Source organism: Pseudomonas sp. BN102, assembly GCF_029871245.1.
Lineage (GTDB): Bacteria > Pseudomonadota > Gammaproteobacteria > Pseudomonadales > Pseudomonadaceae > Metapseudomonas.
Map to the genome: position 1 here is coordinate 136,305 of NZ_SSON01000073.1, position 14,459 is coordinate 150,763.

14 protein-coding genes and 1 tRNA gene are annotated in these 14,459 nt (G+C 65.7%); 5 read left to right on the top strand and 10 right to left on the bottom strand.

The window, feature by feature from the left end; genetic code table 11:
• Nucleotides 1-103: 103 nt before the first annotated feature.
• Genes E8F12_RS19970 through E8F12_RS19990 form a run of 5 tightly spaced genes read left to right on the top strand, consistent with a single transcriptional unit; the run spans nt 104 to nt 7,137 of the window.
• Entirely contained in the window at nt 104-1,303 is a 1,200-nt protein-coding gene (locus E8F12_RS19970; protein ID WP_280326926.1) for an ATP-grasp domain-containing protein, read from the top strand.
• Complete coding sequence (locus E8F12_RS19975) at nt 1,300-3,078, top strand: IucA/IucC family protein (RefSeq protein WP_280326927.1); 1,779 nt, start codon at nt 1,300-1,302, stop codon at nt 3,076-3,078. The genes E8F12_RS19970 and E8F12_RS19975 overlap by 4 nt, the downstream gene beginning before the upstream one ends.
• Nucleotides 3,063-4,208 (top strand): MFS transporter, encoded by a 1,146-nt coding sequence (locus E8F12_RS19980; RefSeq protein WP_280326928.1) that lies wholly within the window; start codon nt 3,063-3,065, stop codon nt 4,206-4,208. The genes E8F12_RS19975 and E8F12_RS19980 overlap by 16 nt, the downstream gene beginning before the upstream one ends.
• Entirely contained in the window at nt 4,205-5,956 is a 1,752-nt protein-coding gene (locus tag E8F12_RS19985) for an IucA/IucC family protein (RefSeq protein WP_280326929.1), read from the top strand. Before E8F12_RS19980 ends, E8F12_RS19985 begins: the two co-directional genes overlap by 4 nt.
• Nucleotides 5,953-7,137 (top strand): type III PLP-dependent enzyme, encoded by a 1,185-nt coding sequence (locus E8F12_RS19990; protein ID WP_280326930.1) that lies wholly within the window; start codon nt 5,953-5,955, stop codon nt 7,135-7,137. The genes E8F12_RS19985 and E8F12_RS19990 overlap by 4 nt, the downstream gene beginning before the upstream one ends.
• Nucleotides 7,138-7,374: 237 nt before the next feature.
• Here E8F12_RS19990 and E8F12_RS19995 read toward each other — a convergent pair.
• From E8F12_RS19995 to ybgC, 10 genes are all read right to left on the bottom strand, one after another.
• A tRNA-Lys gene (locus tag E8F12_RS19995) sits at nt 7,375-7,450 on the bottom strand.
• Nucleotides 7,451-7,508: 58 nt separating this feature from the next.
• On the bottom strand, nt 7,509-8,183 hold the full coding sequence (gene queC, locus E8F12_RS20000) for a 7-cyano-7-deazaguanine synthase QueC (protein WP_280326931.1): 675 nt from the start codon (nt 8,181-8,183) through the stop codon (nt 7,509-7,511).
• 71 nt (nt 8,184-8,254) lie between these two features.
• Nucleotides 8,255-8,902, bottom strand: coding sequence for a 7-carboxy-7-deazaguanine synthase QueE (gene queE / locus E8F12_RS20005; RefSeq protein ID WP_280326932.1), 648 nt, complete (start codon nt 8,900-8,902; stop codon nt 8,255-8,257).
• 125 nt (nt 8,903-9,027) lie between these two features.
• Nucleotides 9,028-9,852 (bottom strand): tol-pal system protein YbgF, encoded by an 825-nt coding sequence (ybgF, locus tag E8F12_RS20010; RefSeq protein WP_280326934.1) that lies wholly within the window; start codon nt 9,850-9,852, stop codon nt 9,028-9,030.
• A 6-nt stretch (nt 9,853-9,858) separates the two neighbouring features.
• Nucleotides 9,859-10,356: a peptidoglycan-associated lipoprotein Pal gene (gene pal, locus E8F12_RS20015; RefSeq protein ID WP_280326935.1), complete on the bottom strand. Its 498-nt coding sequence runs from the start codon at nt 10,354-10,356 to the stop codon at nt 9,859-9,861.
• Between the two features lie 57 nt (nt 10,357-10,413).
• The gene (tolB, locus tag E8F12_RS20020; protein ID WP_280326936.1) at nt 10,414-11,718 is read right to left on the bottom strand and encodes a Tol-Pal system beta propeller repeat protein TolB; all 1,305 of its coding nucleotides are present in this window, start codon (nt 11,716-11,718) and stop codon (nt 10,414-10,416) included.
• Nucleotides 11,715-12,761: a cell envelope integrity protein TolA gene (tolA, locus tag E8F12_RS20025; RefSeq protein ID WP_280326937.1), complete on the bottom strand. Its 1,047-nt coding sequence runs from the start codon at nt 12,759-12,761 to the stop codon at nt 11,715-11,717. Before tolA ends, tolB begins: the two co-directional genes overlap by 4 nt.
• The gene (gene tolR / locus E8F12_RS20030) at nt 12,761-13,219 is read right to left on the bottom strand and encodes a protein TolR (RefSeq protein ID WP_280287903.1); all 459 of its coding nucleotides are present in this window, start codon (nt 13,217-13,219) and stop codon (nt 12,761-12,763) included. Before tolR ends, tolA begins: the two co-directional genes overlap by 1 nt.
• Nucleotides 13,220-13,253: 34 nt before the next feature.
• Complete coding sequence (gene tolQ / locus E8F12_RS20035) at nt 13,254-13,949, bottom strand: protein TolQ (RefSeq protein WP_280326938.1); 696 nt, start codon at nt 13,947-13,949, stop codon at nt 13,254-13,256.
• A 2-nt stretch (nt 13,950-13,951) separates the two neighbouring features.
• Nucleotides 13,952-14,398 (bottom strand): tol-pal system-associated acyl-CoA thioesterase, encoded by a 447-nt coding sequence (gene ybgC / locus E8F12_RS20040; RefSeq protein WP_280287905.1) that lies wholly within the window; start codon nt 14,396-14,398, stop codon nt 13,952-13,954.
• Nucleotides 14,399-14,459 lie beyond the last annotated feature (61 nt).

Consider the following 14,459-nt stretch of genomic DNA (forward strand, 5'->3'; position numbering starts at 1 on the left):
TATCTAGTCCGCCTGCGACCCCGCACAACGGGACGCCGGTGGGTTTTCAAACCTGTCGTCCGCTCGTTCGGAGGGACGACTGCCGCCCCGCAGGAGGCTTTTCATGCAACAACCGCTCGTGATTCTCACCCACATCGCCCACCCCGCCATCACCGAGGGCTTTCTTCCCGCCGCGCGCAAACGCGGCCTGCCGGTGGTGCTGGTCAGCGACCACGCCCAGGCACACAGGCGTGAACTCGCCGCAAAGGGCCATTGCGCCGATGGCCTGGAGATTCTGGAGTGCGACGTGTTCAACCCGCTGGCGGTGGTCGAACTGATCAACGCCCACGGCCTGCGCCCAGCGGCCGTGTTCTCCAACAGCGATCACTTGCAGACTGCTGCCGCCCTGGTGGCGGAAACCTTCGGCTGCCCCGGCAAGGACTGGCACCTGTGCTACGCCGCCAAGAACAAGGCGGAAATGCGCAAGCGCCTGCAGCGGCTCGGCCTCCCCGGGCCGTGGTTCCACGTTCTCACGACAGACGGCGCGGTGCCCGCCGATGCACCCTTCCCGCTGGTAGCCAAGCCCCGAGAGGGCGTTGCCAGCCTCGACGTGCGCCTGTGCCACAGTGCCGACGAACTGAACGCCTATTGCGCACAGTTCTGGCAGCACAACCCCGGCCGCGCCCTGCTGCTGGAGGCCTATCTGGAAGGCCCGCTGTTCACCCTCGAAACCCTGGGCGACGGCCAGCGCCTGCAAGCCATCGGCGGTTTCGACGTGACCCTCTCGCCGCCCCCGCATTTCGTGGAACTGGCCGCTCGCTGGAACGGCCCGCTCTGCCGCGAGCATCGCGCCGCAGCCATGGCCCAGGTGGCGGCCTTCGGCATCAACTTCGGCGTTTGCCACAGCGAATTCATCCTCACCGCGCAAGGCCCGGTGCTGGTGGAAATCAACTACCGCAGCATCGGTGACGGCCGCGAGTTCCTCCTCGACCGCCTGCTGCCGCAAGGCTGGTTCGACCGCATCCTCGCCCTGCACCTGGGCGAGCCAATGGCGGACGCCGAAAGCGGCGCCGCCGAAGCCCTGGTGCATTACCTGGTCGCCGAACGGGCCGGGCACCTCGTCGAAGCCTCCGGCAGCTTCCATCACGAGCACGAGGGTCACTGGAGCGACTACCGGGCCCTGCACCAGTCCGGCGACGAGATCCGTCTCAGCCACTCCAACAAGGATTACCTCGGCGTGCTGCGGCTGATCGCCCCCAACGCCGCCAGCCTGGACGCACGCCTGGCCGCCGCACTGGCCGACCTGCGCTGGGTGCTGGCATGAGCCGCGCCGCCAGCAGCGCCGATAAGGCGGCGATCGCCCTGCGCATCATCGACTGCTGCCTGCGCGAAGACATCCGCGGCCTCGTCAGCCAGGGCCAGGTGCGCAGCCTGCCGGCGGAGCTGGCCGGCCAATGGCCGGATGCCCCGGCGCAGGACTGGCTCTGCGTCGCACACCTGGGCAGCGGCGAGCTCTGGCTGCCATTGCGCCGGGGCGGTCCGCTGCAAGCCTGGAGCGCCAGGACCGACGCTTGGCTCTGGTGCCACCAGGACGCGGTCCGCGTCGAGCAGGGCTTTGACCGCTGGCTCGAGCACCTTGGCCAAGGCCTGGACGCCGAGAGCCTGACGCTCTTCGCCAGCTACCGCGACGAGGCCGACTGCGCCGCGCTGCACCGCGGTCTCTGCCGCGAGGCCTACCAGTCCCAGGCGGGCCGCCTGGCCAAGATCCTCGATGAAGTGTCCTGGGGCCAGCGGTTGCTCGGTATCGACCGAATCGCCAGCTACCTCGACCACCCCTTCTACCCCACCGCCCGCGCCAAGAGCGGCTTCGACCAGGCGGCGCTGCAGGGCTACGCGCCGGAGTTCGCGCCGCGCTTCGCCCTCAACTGGTTGGCCGTTCCGAAAAGCGAGCTCTGCCTCAGCAGCTCGTCACCGGCCCACTGGCCGAGCTTCGGCGAACTCGGCCTGGACGAGGGCCTGGTCGCCAGTCACGTCCTGCTGCCGGTGCATCCGCTGACCTGGCCGATGCTAGAGCAGTACGGCCTGCCCACAGGCAGCATCAAGGCCCCGCGCAGCGCCCTGCTGGTGGAACCGACGCTCTCCGTGCGCACCCTGGTGTGCGTGGAACACCCGCACTGCCACATCAAGCTGCCACTGCTGGTCAGCACCCTCGGCGCTCGTAATCTGCGGCTGATCAAACCCAGCACGCTCTATGACGGCCACTGGTTTCAGACCACCCTGCAAGCCCTTGCCGCGCGCGACCAGGCCTTGGGCCAGCGTTACCTGCACGTCGATGAGCAGCACGGCGGGCACGCCGGCGACCACAAGCACCTGGCCTATATCGCCCGCCGCTATCCGGCCGAACTGGCCGAGGCCACCCTGGTGCCGGTCGCCGCCCTGGCCAGTCCGCTGCCCGATGGCCAGCTGTTCGTCGAAGCACTGGTGAAGCGCTTCCACGCCGGCGAACTGCTGGCCTGGCTGGACGACTACCTCGACCTGCTGCTGCAGGTGCACCTGCGACTGTGGCTGCGCTATGGCATCGCCCTGGAAGCCAACCAGCAGAACGCCGTGCTGATCCTGCAGAGCGGCCAGCCCATGCGCCTGCTGATGAAAGACAACGACGCCGCGCGCCTCTGGCCCGAGCGCTTCGCCCAAGCCTGCCCCGACCTCGCCAGCCTACCTGCCGCGCTGCGCGACGAGCGCATCCGCGTGACGAACAGTCAGCCCCTGGCGGAAATGTTCTGCACCATCACCCTGCAACTGAACCTGGTCGCCCCGCTGGAGGCGATTGCCGACGCTGGCCTGGCGCCGCGCGAAATGCTCTACGCCACCCTGCGCCAACGCCTGATGGACTGCATCGAACAGCTCGAGCGCGAAGGACTGGACTGCCTCGAGGCCCGGCGCTTCCTGCTGGACAGCCCGACCCTGCCAGTGAAGTACCTGCTCAGCGCCGGCAGCCTGTTCAGCAAGGCGCAGTCCGGGGCGCAGGACATCAACAAGTTCTACGGCTACAGCGCGGCAAACTTCCTGCTGGAGGCACAACCATGCCGCGCCGACTGATCGCCAGCGTGTTACTCGGCCATTACCTCTCGGCTTTCACCGCCCTGGGCATTCCACTGTACCTGCCGCGCATCCTCGCCGACCTGGCGCCGGGTGCGCCGGCCTGGAGCATCGGCGTGCTGTTCATCCTGCCGACCCTGTGCACCGCCCTGGCGGCGCCGCTCTGGGGCCAACTGGCGGACCGTCATGGCTGTCGCCTGTCGTTGCTGCGCGCCCATGCCGGGCTCTGCGCCGGATTCCTGCTGGCCGGCTTCAGCCCCAACCTCACGGTGTTCGTGCTGGCCCTGGTGATCCAGGGCACCTTCGGCGGCGCCATGGCGGCCTCCAATGCCTACCTGGCCACCCAGCTCAAGGACGGCAGCCTCTCCCGGGCATTGAACTGGACGCAGTATTCGGCGCGGTTGGCCATGATCAGCGGGCCGATCCTGCTCGGCCTGCTCACAGCCAGCGGCATGGGGCTGGAGCTCTACCGGACGCTGGCCTGGCTGCCGCTGCTGGCCTTCGTGCTGATCCTGCCGCTGCCGACCGATTCGCCCCGGCGCGAGACCAGCCCCCGCGCCGTCGGCGGGAGCCCCGGCCAGTTGCCGGAGGACCTGCCGCGCCTGCTCGCCGTGCAGTTCCTGTTCAGCTTCGCCATGGTGGTGACCTTCCCCTACTTCGTCCCCTACGGCGAAGCCCTGGGGCTGGGCAACGACGCCCTCATCGGCCTGCTCTACAGCCTGCCGCACCTGGTCTACCTGCTGGCCCTGCCCTGGGCCCAGCGCCAGGCCGCCAACCTGCTGCTGCCAGGCCTCGGCCTGCTGGCCCTGGCCAATGCCCTGCAATTCTGGAGCACCCAGCCCGAGCCGCTGTTCGCACTGCGCCTGCTCAGCGGCGCCGGCATGCTGCTCGGCTTCATCGGCCTGCACCGCTGCCTCAGCCAGCGCAGCCGCCAGGGCAGCGCCGGCCGCCTGTTCGGCTGGTACGACTCCAGCGGCAAATGGGCCGGTGCCGCCGCCGGCGTCACCGCAGGCCTGGTCAGCCAGAGCTGCGGCATCGCTTCCCCCTTCCTGGTCGCCTGCCTGGCCGCCCTCGCGGCGCTGGTGCTGGCGCGTCCCTTGCTCACCGCCACGCGGGAGATAACTGCATGAACCTTGCGAACGAACTGGCTTCCCTCCACGAAAGTACACTCGAGGGCGACGCCCAGCGCCACGCCATCGAATGCCTGATCAACTGCTACCTGCGCGAGTACGCCCTGCCCCGTGGCGAGGCCAGCCTCGATGCCCCGGATCACGACCTGCCCATGAGCCTGCGCCAGATCGCCGGCCAGCGCGTGTGCATCCGTCTTCCGAAGGGGCGCCTGGCCCTGTTGGCCGACCGCACGAGCCTCCTCGGCCGCTGCCGCTTCATCAGCGCGCCCTACTTCAAGGGCCACGGCCAGGGCTGGCATCCCCTCGGCGCCCTGGAGCTGGCGCGTCTGCTGCTCGCCCCGCTGACCAGCGCCGAGCGCCATGGCGAGCTGGTGCAGCAGATCGGCAACAGCCTGCACATCACCCGCACCTTCCTGCGCTACGCCGTACCCGCCAACCAGCAGCCGGAGGACAGCCTGCTGCGCTCGGAACAGCACCAGGTCTGGGGCCATGCGCTGCACCCGACGCCCAAGAGCCGCGAGGGCGTCTCCCTCGACGCCTTGCTGGCCTGCTCCCCGGAAGTGGGCGCCTGCTTCGCTCTGCACTGGTTCCGTGTCGACCCGGCCCTGGTGCGCCACCAGGGCAGCGACCCGCGCAGCACCCTGCGGCAGCTCAGCGGCCGCGACGACCTTTACCCCTGCCATCCCTGGGAGGTGCAGCGCATCCTCGCCAACCCGCTGGTGCAGCGGGCACAGGCGCGGGGGCTGATGGAGTACCTCGGCGCCCAGGGGCTGGCACTTTACCCCACCTCGTCGGTCCGAACCCTGTACCACCCGGACCTGGACTATTTCCTCAAGTTCTCCGTGCACGTGCGGCTGACCAACTGCGTGCGCAAGAACGCCTGGTACGAGCTGGACAGCGCGGTCGCCCTCACCCGCCTGCTGACGCCGATCATGGACGAACTGGCCGAGGCTCGGCCGGGCTTCGAGCTGATGCCTGAGCCCGCCGCCAGCACCCTGGACCTCAGCGCCCTGGGCGAACTTGAAGAAGCTCGCGAAGTGACCGAATGCTTCGGCATGCTCTACCGCCGCAACCTGGACGCGGTCAGCCGCGCCGCGTTCCAGCCGCAGGTGGCCATGGCGCTGTTCACCTGGGACCTGCACGGCCATAGCGTGTGCCGCCAGCGTGTACGCCAGTGCGCCGAGCGCCTCGGCCTGTCCCACGCCGCGGCGGCCCTGCACTGGCTGGAGCGCTATGCGGACCTGCTACTCGGTGGCGTGCTGCACTGCCTGTTCCGCCATGGCGTGGTATTGGAGCCGCACCTGCAGAACACGGTGCTCGGTTTCGACGACAACGGCCTACCGAGTCGCGTCTGGGTCCGCGACCTGGAAGGCACCAAGCTGGTCCCCGAGCATTGGCCGCAGGCACGACTGGCACACCTCGACGAACGTACCCGCGCATCCCTCTACTACAGCGCGGACAAGGCCTGGAAGCGGTTCGCCTACTGCGCCCTGGTGAACAACCTGGGCGAAGCAATTTTCCACCTCGCCGATGGCCAGGCCGCACTGGAGAAGCGCCTGTGGACGCGTGTCGGCCAAAAATTGGAGCACCACTGCGAGCAGCTCGGCCACCCGGACCAATTGCGCGACCTGTGCGCCGGTGCCGCCCTGCCCAGCAAGGAAAACTTCATGACCCGCCTGATGCAGCGTGCCGACCGTGACGCCGGCTACACCAACCTGCCCAACCCCTTCTTCGGTGCCCGCCCATGAGCCTCCCCGAGCGCATTACCCGTGCCATCGACGACCTGCGCGGCAAAAGTCGCGACCCACTATGCGCCTACCTGTACGACCTGCCGGCACTGGAGCGCCACGTCCGCGCCATGCGCACCGCGCTGCCCGCTGGCTGCGAACTCTTCTACGCCGCGAAGGCCAACCCGGAAGTGCCCATCCTGCACACCCTGGCGCCGCTCGTGGATGGTTTCGAGGCAGCTTCTGGCGGCGAGCTGGCCTGGCTCCATGAGCACTGCCCGGATCAGCCGCTGATCTTCGGCGGCCCCGGCAAGCTCGACAGCGAACTGGAGGCCGCACTGGACTGCCGCATCGATGCCTTTCACGTGGAAAGCGTGCACGAGTTGCGTCGCCTGGCACGGCTCGCCTCTGTACGGGGCCACCGCGCCCCGGTGTTGCTGCGGCTCAACCTCAAGCTGGCCGAAGCGCCTGACAGCCGCCTGGTCATGGGGGGCAAGCCCACCCCCTTCGGCCTCGATGAAGACGCGCTGGACGAAGCCCTGGGGCTGCTGCGCCAAGAGCCCGCACTGGAGCTCAAGGGATTGCACTTCCACCTACTCTCCCATCAGCTCGACGTGCCCGCCCACCTGCAGCTGATCCGCGCCTACTGCCGGACCTTCCGCCGCATCAGCCGCGAGCAGGGCCTGAACCTGCCCCTGTTGAACGTGGGCGGCGGCATGGGCGTCAACTACCAGGACCCTGCGCATTCCTTCGACTGGCCCGGCTTCTGCCGGGGCCTGGCCGAGGTAATAGCCGAGGAAGGCATGGCCGATACCCGCATCCGCTTCGAGATCGGTCGTTTCATCAGCGCCGCCTGCGGCTACTACGTGATGCAAGTGCTCGACATCAAGCGTAATCATGGCCAGTACTTCGCCGTGGCCCGGGGCGGCACGCACCACTTCCGCACTCCGGCCGCCCAGGGTCACGACCACCCCTTCGTCGTGTTGCGCGGCAACCAGGCGCCACACCTGCGAGAGCAGACCGTGACTCTCGTCGGCCAGCTATGCACGCCGAAGGACGTCCTGGCCCGCCAGCAGCCCGTCGCAGAACTCGCCATCGGTGACCTGCTGGTGTTCACCCTCGCCGGCGCTTACGCCTGGAACATCTCCCACCGAGACTTCCTGATGCACGAACCGCCGCAGATGGTGTTCCTCTTCCACTGAAAAGTGACCGGCCCCTCTCCCGCTTGCGGGCGAGGGGTTGGGAGAGAATCGGCGGAACGAAGGGCAGGCTAGTCGGGTGTGTGGCGCCTGGCGTCGTCGCTTCAGCCGAGCGGGTTGCCGAGTACGGCTCGCCGTTGCGATTGATGACATCGCGTCGGAACGACTTCGCTAGTTTGAGGGAGAAGAAGAATGGTGCGGAAATGAAAAAGCCCGCCTGGAAAGGCGGGCTTTGAAAGGTGGTGGGTCGTGTAGGATTCGAACCTACGACCAATTGGTTAAAAGCCAACTGCTCTACCGACTGAGCTAACGACCCAACGCGAGGCGCATGATACTGATTTTATTCAGGAATTCAACACCCCTTCGAAAAAAAATTACTGATAACGCGTGGGATCCTTCACACCAGCCGCAACGAAGCCCGCAGCACGCAGGCGGCAGCTGTCGCATTTGCCACAGGCGCGGCCATCGTCGTCGGCCTGGTAGCAGGACACCGTCAGCCCGTAATCGACGCCATGGCGTATGCCGGCCTGAACTATCTCGGCCTTGCTCAAGTTCTGCAGCGGCGCCCGGATACGGAAGCCCTGCCCTTCCACGCCAGCCTTGGTGGCCAGGTTGGCCATGCGCTCGAACGCCTCGACGAACTCGGGGCGGCAGTCCGGGTAGCCGGAGTAGTCCACCGCGTTGACGCCAATGAAGATATCCCGCGCGCCAAGTACCTCGGCCCAGCCGAGGGCGAGGGACAGGAACACGGTGTTGCGCGCCGGCACATAGGTGACCGGGATGCCCTCGGTAGGGTTCTCGGGCACGTCGATGGAGGGGTCGGTCAGGGCGGAGCCGCCAATGCCGTTGAGATTGAGCCCAATCACCTTGTGCTCCACCACGCCCAGCTGGCGGGCGACGCGCTCAGCCGCGTTCAGCTCGGCACGATGGCGCTGGCCGTAATCGAAACTCATGCTGTAGCAGGCGTAGCCCCCCGCGCGGGCCAGTGCGACCACGGTGGCCGAATCCAGGCCACCGGACAACAGGATGACCGCTTTCTTCTCGCTCATGGGATATCCCTCGATATCAGCCTGCCCCACGTTCCGGCGTGCAGTCAGGCAAGGTGCGCAATCAGGCCGGATCAGTGACCCGGCTCGTCGTTCCAGAGAATCTTGTGCAGCTGCAACTGCAAGCGCACGGGCAGGTTGTCGGCGACTATCCAGTCCGCCAGCTCGCGGGCGCTCACCTGCTTGTGGCTGGGGGAGAACAGCACCTCGCCAGCCCGCCGCTCGAGCCGGTACTCGATCAGCTTGGACACCGCCCAGTCATAGTCCTCGCGGGAGCAAATGACGAACTTCACCTGATCGTTGGTCGTCAGGTGGGCGATGTTCTCGTAGCGGTTGCGGCCGACCTCGGCGGAGCCCGGTGTCTTCAGGTCGACGACCTTGCTCACCCGCGGATCGACCGCGGAAACATCCAGCGCACCGCTGGTTTCGATGGAAACCTCGTAGCCGGCATCGCACAGGCGCTGCAGCAGCGGGATGCAATTAGGCTGGGCCAGCGGCTCACCGCCGGTGACGCAGATGTAGCGCGGCTTGTAGCCGGCAACGCGTTCGAGGATGGCGTCGAGCGACATGACCTCGCCACCGCTGAAAGCGTAGGCGGTGTCGCAGTACTGACAGCGCAGGGGGCAGCCGGTGAGGCGCACGAAGACCGTCGGCAGGCCGGCGGTACGTGTTTCCCCCTGCAACGAGTAGAAAATCTCGGTGATTCGCAGGGTTTGATGCATATCAGCCACGGGCGTGACGGCGAAACAGGCCATCCGCCTCCGTTGCGGGAAAGAAGGTTCGGGGCGGCGATTCTAACGAAAAAACCCGCGACTGGCGCGGGTTTTCTTGATCCTGGGTTCAGGAATCAGGGCAGACGCTGCAGGTCGCGTTGCGCCAGCTGGGCCGCTGAGCTGCCCGGGAACTGGGCGATGACCTGCTGGAGGATGGTCCTGGCCTTGTCGGTGTTGCCCATGCGCTGCTCGACATCCGCCAGCTTGTACAGGGAGTCGGGCACCTTGGGATGCTGCGGGTAGGCCTGGCCGACGCGGGCGAAAGCCTGGCTGGCGCCTTGCAGGTCACCCTTGGCCAGGTTCACCTCACCCAGCCAGTACTGCGCATTGCCGGCGTACTGGCTGTTGGGGTACTTGCGCAGGAAGGCGTTGAAGGCCTGACTGGCCTTGTCGAAGTCCTTGGCCTTGATCAGGTCGAAGGCGGCATCGTAGTAGAGCTTTTCCTTCGCGGGGTCGCCCGGCTCGCTGCTCGCAGCGGGTTGCTGCGCGGGAGCGCCCTGGGCACCGTTGGCGGCAGGTGCGCCAGCGGCAGGGGAATTCTGGGTAGCCGGTGCGCCTGCGGCGGCACCACCGGAAAGACGGCGATCGAGGTCCTGGTAACGCTCCAGGCTTTCCTGTTTCAGACGCTGGATCTCGTACTGCTGCTCCTCGACCATGCCACGCAGGCGAGTGATCTCTTCCTGCATCTGCTGAAGCTGCATGAACAGCTCGCCCTGCGCCGAAACGGGGGCCGATGGAGCAGCCCCCGTCGCGACGTAGGCGCCAGTCGTGCCGTAACCGGCCGGCGGGAAACTGCCGCCATATCCGGCGCTGTTATCCACCACGGGAACCTCTGCCAGCGCCGCGAACGACAGGCTGGAGAGGGCCAAGAGGGTCAAAGCACGACGGCACTTACGCATGGCAAATTACTTGCGCAGTTCTACGCGGCGGTTTTGCGCCCAGGACTGCTCGTCGTTGCCAGTGGCAACCGGACGCTCTTCGCCGTAGGAAACCAGTTCCAGCTGAGCCGGGGAAACGCCCTGCAGAACCAGGTAACGCTGAACGGCCTTGGCACGACGCTCGCCCAGAGCCATGTTGTACTCGCGGGTGCCGCGCTCGTCGGTGTGGCCTTCCAGAACGACGCGGGCGCCGTTGGCTTTCAGGTCCTTGGCGTGTACGTCCAGAGCGCGCATGGCTTCCGGCTTCAGGTCGGAGCTGTCGTACTCGAAGTAGAAGGTGGTGATAGCGCGCAGAGCGGCTTCTTCGCTCATGCTGCCGTCCACACCGCTGCCACCGGCGTTGTAGCCGGCATTCGGGTCTACAGCGCCTTCACCAGTGCCTTCGCCGCCTTTGGACGAGCAACCAACCGCCACGGCCATGGCCAGAGCAAGAGCGGCAAACTTGCCGAATTTCAGCATTTCCATCATGTAACTCCTAATGAACCCCAGGTGTGTTTAGCAAAGGTATTTTTTATGACCGCTTCAATTCAGGTACGGCGACCAGGAAGGTTCGCGAATGTCGCCCTGAACTGTGGGAATCGGGACCCGTACGCGCCCGTTTGTAGACACGAGCATCAGTACGCCGCCCCCCTGCTGGCGAGTTGCGTAGATTAGCATGGTGCCATTAGGCGCAACAGTGGGCGAGTCGTCCAACGAAGTACCGGAAAGGATGCGCGGAGCCGATCCTGCGCGGGTCAGATCCTGGGCCGCCACCTTGAAGTTGGTGAAGCCATCCTGGCGATGGATCATCACCAGCATCTTCTCGTCAGCCGAGAGTTTCGGGTTGGCGTTGTAGTTGCCGGCGAAGGTAACCCGCTGCGGTTCGCCACCACCGATACTGGTCTTGTAGATCTGCGGCTTGCCGGCACGATCCGAGGTGAAATAGATGGTCTGGCCGTCCGCGCCCCAGAAGGGTTCGGTATCGATCGCCATGTTATTGGTCACGCGGCGCAGCTGGCGGCTGCCCAGGTCCATCACGTAGATCTCCGGGTTGCCGTCGCGGGACAGCACGAAGGCCAGGCGATTGCCTTCCGGCGACCAGGCCGGCGCGCCGTTCAGGCCTTCGAAGTTGGTGATCTGCTCACGGCGGCCGGTGTCGATGTGCTGGATGAAGATGCGCGGACGCTTCTGCTCGAAGGACACATAGGCGATGCGGCGGCCGTCTGGCGCATAACGCGGCGACAGGATGGGCTCGCGGGACTGCAGCAGGGTCACGGCGCGCTGGCCGTCGTAGTCAGAGCGCTGCAGGGTGTAGCGGGTGTTGTTCACCGAGAAGCGCTCTGCGGTGACGTAGAGCATGCGGGTCGAGAAGGCGCCCTTGACGCCGGTAAGCTTCTCGAAGGACTGGTCGGCGATGTAGTGCGCCATGTCACGCAGCTGGTCGGTGGAGCCGCTGACGTTGCCGGCCATGACCTGCTGCTCGGTGGTGACGTTGAACAGGGCGAACTGCACCTGCAGGCGGCCGCCGGCCGGGACGATATTGCCCACCAGCACGTACTGGGCGCCCAGGGCCTTCCAGTCGCGATAGATGACTTCGCTGGCCTGGGTCGGCAGGCTGATCATGTTCTGCCGCGGAATCGGCTCGAAGTAGCCGGAGTTGCGCAGGTCGCCGCCGACGACTTCAGACATCTCGGTGGGCAGCACGGTGCCGCCCTGCCAGCCAAAGGGCACCACGGCGATCGGGGTCGCCCGGTCGGTACCGCTGGTGATCACCAGCGGGTCGGCGGCCTGGACGGAGCCGACCAGCATGGCCACTCCGAGCAGGACGATACGAATCAGGGTATTCACAGACCTAAATCCTCCGGTTTGAAGATGATGCGGCGCTGCCTGTACATCTGGTCAAAGGTAGCGCGATCCAATTGTTGCATCTCGGGGATGCGCCCAACGCTGCGGACCGCGCTCACGGCGGAACTGTCGAAGGGCGAATCGCCGCTGGAGCGGGTGACACTGGCGTTGGTGATGGTGCCATCGGGCAGCATCTCGATCAGTACTTCTACGCTCATGCCGTTACGCGCCGATGGCGGGCGGCGCCACTGCTCGCTGACCAGCTTGATGATCAGGTCATCGAGGCTGCCGGCGACCTGGTCGCCCACCTCGTCGGCAAGCGCCTGCTGGCGACCGACATCCTCGGACAGCAGCTCGGCCAGGGCCGCAGCCTTCTTGTCCTCGGCGGCCTTGCGCTTGGCCTCCTCCGCCGCTTTCTTCTTCGCGGCATCAGCAGTGGCCTTCTTCTTGGCATCTTCCGCAGCCTTTTTCTTGGCTGCTTCGGCTGCCGCCTTCTTCTTGGCGTCTTCCGCGGCCTTTTTCTTGGCCTGTTCAGCGGCTTTCTTCTTGGCGTCTTCGGCCGCCTGTTTCTTGGCTTCCTCTTCCGTTTTCTTCTTGGCGATGTCGGCCAGTTTCTTCTCTTCGGCCTTCTTCGCCTCGGCAGCCTTCTTGACTTCCGCCGCCTGCTTGGCCGCCTCGGCCTTCTCAGCCTTCTCAGCTACCTCTTCGGCCTTTCGAGCTTCCTCGGCTTTCTTTTGTTCCGCCGCCTTGGCCGCCGCCACCTTCTGCTCGTCAGCCTTCTTCTGCTCCAGCTGTTCGGTCTCGAACTGTGGCGCAGTAGTCTTCTTCTTCTCGCCGGCGATCTTCTGGTTGGTCTGGGTGGTGGCCTGGCTCTGGGATTTCAGCTGGTAGAGGGTGGCCTGCACGATCGGCCGGGAAGGCGGGAGTTCCGGGGTGAAGGCGAAGCTGACGAACAGCATGCCGAACATCAAGACGTGCAGGGCCACGGCCCAGACGGTCGGCCAGAAGTAGCTTTCCGAGGAGGAGCGTTCGCTCTGTTGCTGCATCAGGGCGCCTCGGTGATCAGCCCGACGTTGGCCACGCCGGCCTTCTGCAGGCCGCCCATCACCGCCATCACGGCACCGTAGTCGACCGACTTGTCGCCGCGGACGAAGACTTGCACGGTCTTACCCTGGCGGCTGTTCTCGGCCATGATGCCAGACGCAGCGGTAACCAGCTGGTCCAGGGAGACCGAGGTCTCGCTGTTCTTGCCCTGGTCGGTATCGACCTCCTCGCCCATGTTCCAGAAATAGGACTTGTCGGACTTGATCGAGATGGTCAGGACACGGGCGTTGTTGTCCTGCGGCAGGGCCTCGCTGGAGACCTTCGGCAGGTCGACCTTGACGCCCTGGTTGAGCATGGGCGCGGTGACCATGAAGATCACCAGCAGCACGAGCATGACGTCGATGTAAGGCACGACGTTCATCTCGGCGACCGGTTTGCGTTTGTGGCGGATTCTGGCCATGACTTGAAACCTTTCCTCTTGGGGTCCCGACGGCTTACTCGTCGCTGGTGTGCACCTTGCGGTGCAGGATGGCCTGGAACTCGTCGGCGAAGGTGTAGTAGCGGCCGATCAGGGTCTCGCCACGCGCGGCGAAGCGGTTGTAGGCGATAACGGCCGGGATCGCGGCGAACAGGCCGATCGCGGTGGCAATCAGCGCTTCGGCGATGCCGGGGGCGACGGTGGCCAGGGTCGCCTGCTGGACCTGGGCCAGGCCACGGAAGGAGTTCATGATGCCCCATACGGTACCGAACAGGCCGATGTAGGGACTGGTGGAACCGACGGTGGCGAGGAAGGGCAGGCTCTGCTCGAGCTTTTCTTCTTCACGGGAAATGGCAACGCGCATGGCACGGGCCACACCTTCCATCACCGCGTCCGGGTCGACGCCGGCCTGCTGGCGCAGACGGGAGAATTCCTTGAAGCCGGCACGGAAGATCTGCTCGACGCCGCAGTCCGGGTCCGGGTTGCTGCCGGCCTGGCGATACAGCTTGGACAGGTCGATGCCCGACCAGAAACGCTCTTCGAAGGTTTCCAGGGACTTCTTGGCGGCGCGCAGCATATTGCTGCGCTGGAAAATCATGATCCAGGAGGTGACCGAGGCGGCCACCAGGGTCAGCATGACCAGCTGCACCACGATACTGGCGTTGCTGATCAGGCTCCACATGGAGGTATGGTCGACGACGTTGGCTTCCACGCTTAATCTCCTGCAGGGAATAGACCCGGGTCGGCGGCGAAGGCTGAACGCAGCGCTTCGGGGATCGCCCGGGGTTTCAAACTGTCCGCACGCACACAGGCCACCAGGAACTGCCCTTCGCATAGCAATGCGTCATCGGCGGCTCTTCGCACCTGTTGACGAAACCGCAGGCTGGCACGGTTCAACTCCATTACCTCGGCACTGACGTTCAGCACGTCGTCCAGCCTGGCCGGCGCGACATAACGCGCTTCGGCCGAATGAACGACGAACAGCAGGTTCTCCCCGGCCAGCTCCGACTGGGCAAAGCCCAGACTGCGCAGGCGCTCGGTTCGAGCCCGCTCCATGAACTTGAGGTAATTGACGTAGTAGACGATGCCACCGGCATCGGTGTCTTCGTAATAAACACGACAACGATGCTGGAAAGGCTGGGCCCCATTTTGCGCGCGCATACTCTAGTGCTTACTCCTAAGGTTGCCAATCCGGCCAGACAACTGTTTTTTCGTCGGTTCA

Coding starts and splice junctions, on each gene's coding strand:
- queC (WP_280326931.1), bottom strand. CDS start 8,183: ATGAGCGAGAAGAAAGCGGTCATCCTGTTGTCCGGTGGCCTGGATTCG.
- E8F12_RS19975 (WP_280326927.1), top strand. CDS start 1,300: ATGAGCCGCGCCGCCAGCAGCGCCGATAAGGCGGCGATCGCCCTGCGC.
- queE (WP_280326932.1), bottom strand. CDS start 8,902: ATGCATCAAACCCTGCGAATCACCGAGATTTTCTACTCGTTGCAGGGG.
- E8F12_RS19980 (WP_280326928.1), top strand. CDS start 3,063: ATGCCGCGCCGACTGATCGCCAGCGTGTTACTCGGCCATTACCTCTCG.
- pal (WP_280326935.1), bottom strand. CDS start 10,356: ATGGAAATGCTGAAATTCGGCAAGTTTGCCGCTCTTGCTCTGGCCATG.
- E8F12_RS19970 (WP_280326926.1), top strand. CDS start 104: ATGCAACAACCGCTCGTGATTCTCACCCACATCGCCCACCCCGCCATC.
- E8F12_RS19985 (WP_280326929.1), top strand. CDS start 4,205: ATGAACCTTGCGAACGAACTGGCTTCCCTCCACGAAAGTACACTCGAG.
- ybgC (WP_280287905.1), bottom strand. CDS start 14,398: ATGCGCGCGCAAAATGGGGCCCAGCCTTTCCAGCATCGTTGTCGTGTT.
- E8F12_RS19990 (WP_280326930.1), top strand. CDS start 5,953: ATGAGCCTCCCCGAGCGCATTACCCGTGCCATCGACGACCTGCGCGGC.
- tolR (WP_280287903.1), bottom strand. CDS start 13,219: ATGGCCAGAATCCGCCACAAACGCAAACCGGTCGCCGAGATGAACGTC.
- ybgF (WP_280326934.1), bottom strand. CDS start 9,852: ATGCGTAAGTGCCGTCGTGCTTTGACCCTCTTGGCCCTCTCCAGCCTG.
- tolA (WP_280326937.1), bottom strand. CDS start 12,761: ATGCAGCAACAGAGCGAACGCTCCTCCTCGGAAAGCTACTTCTGGCCG.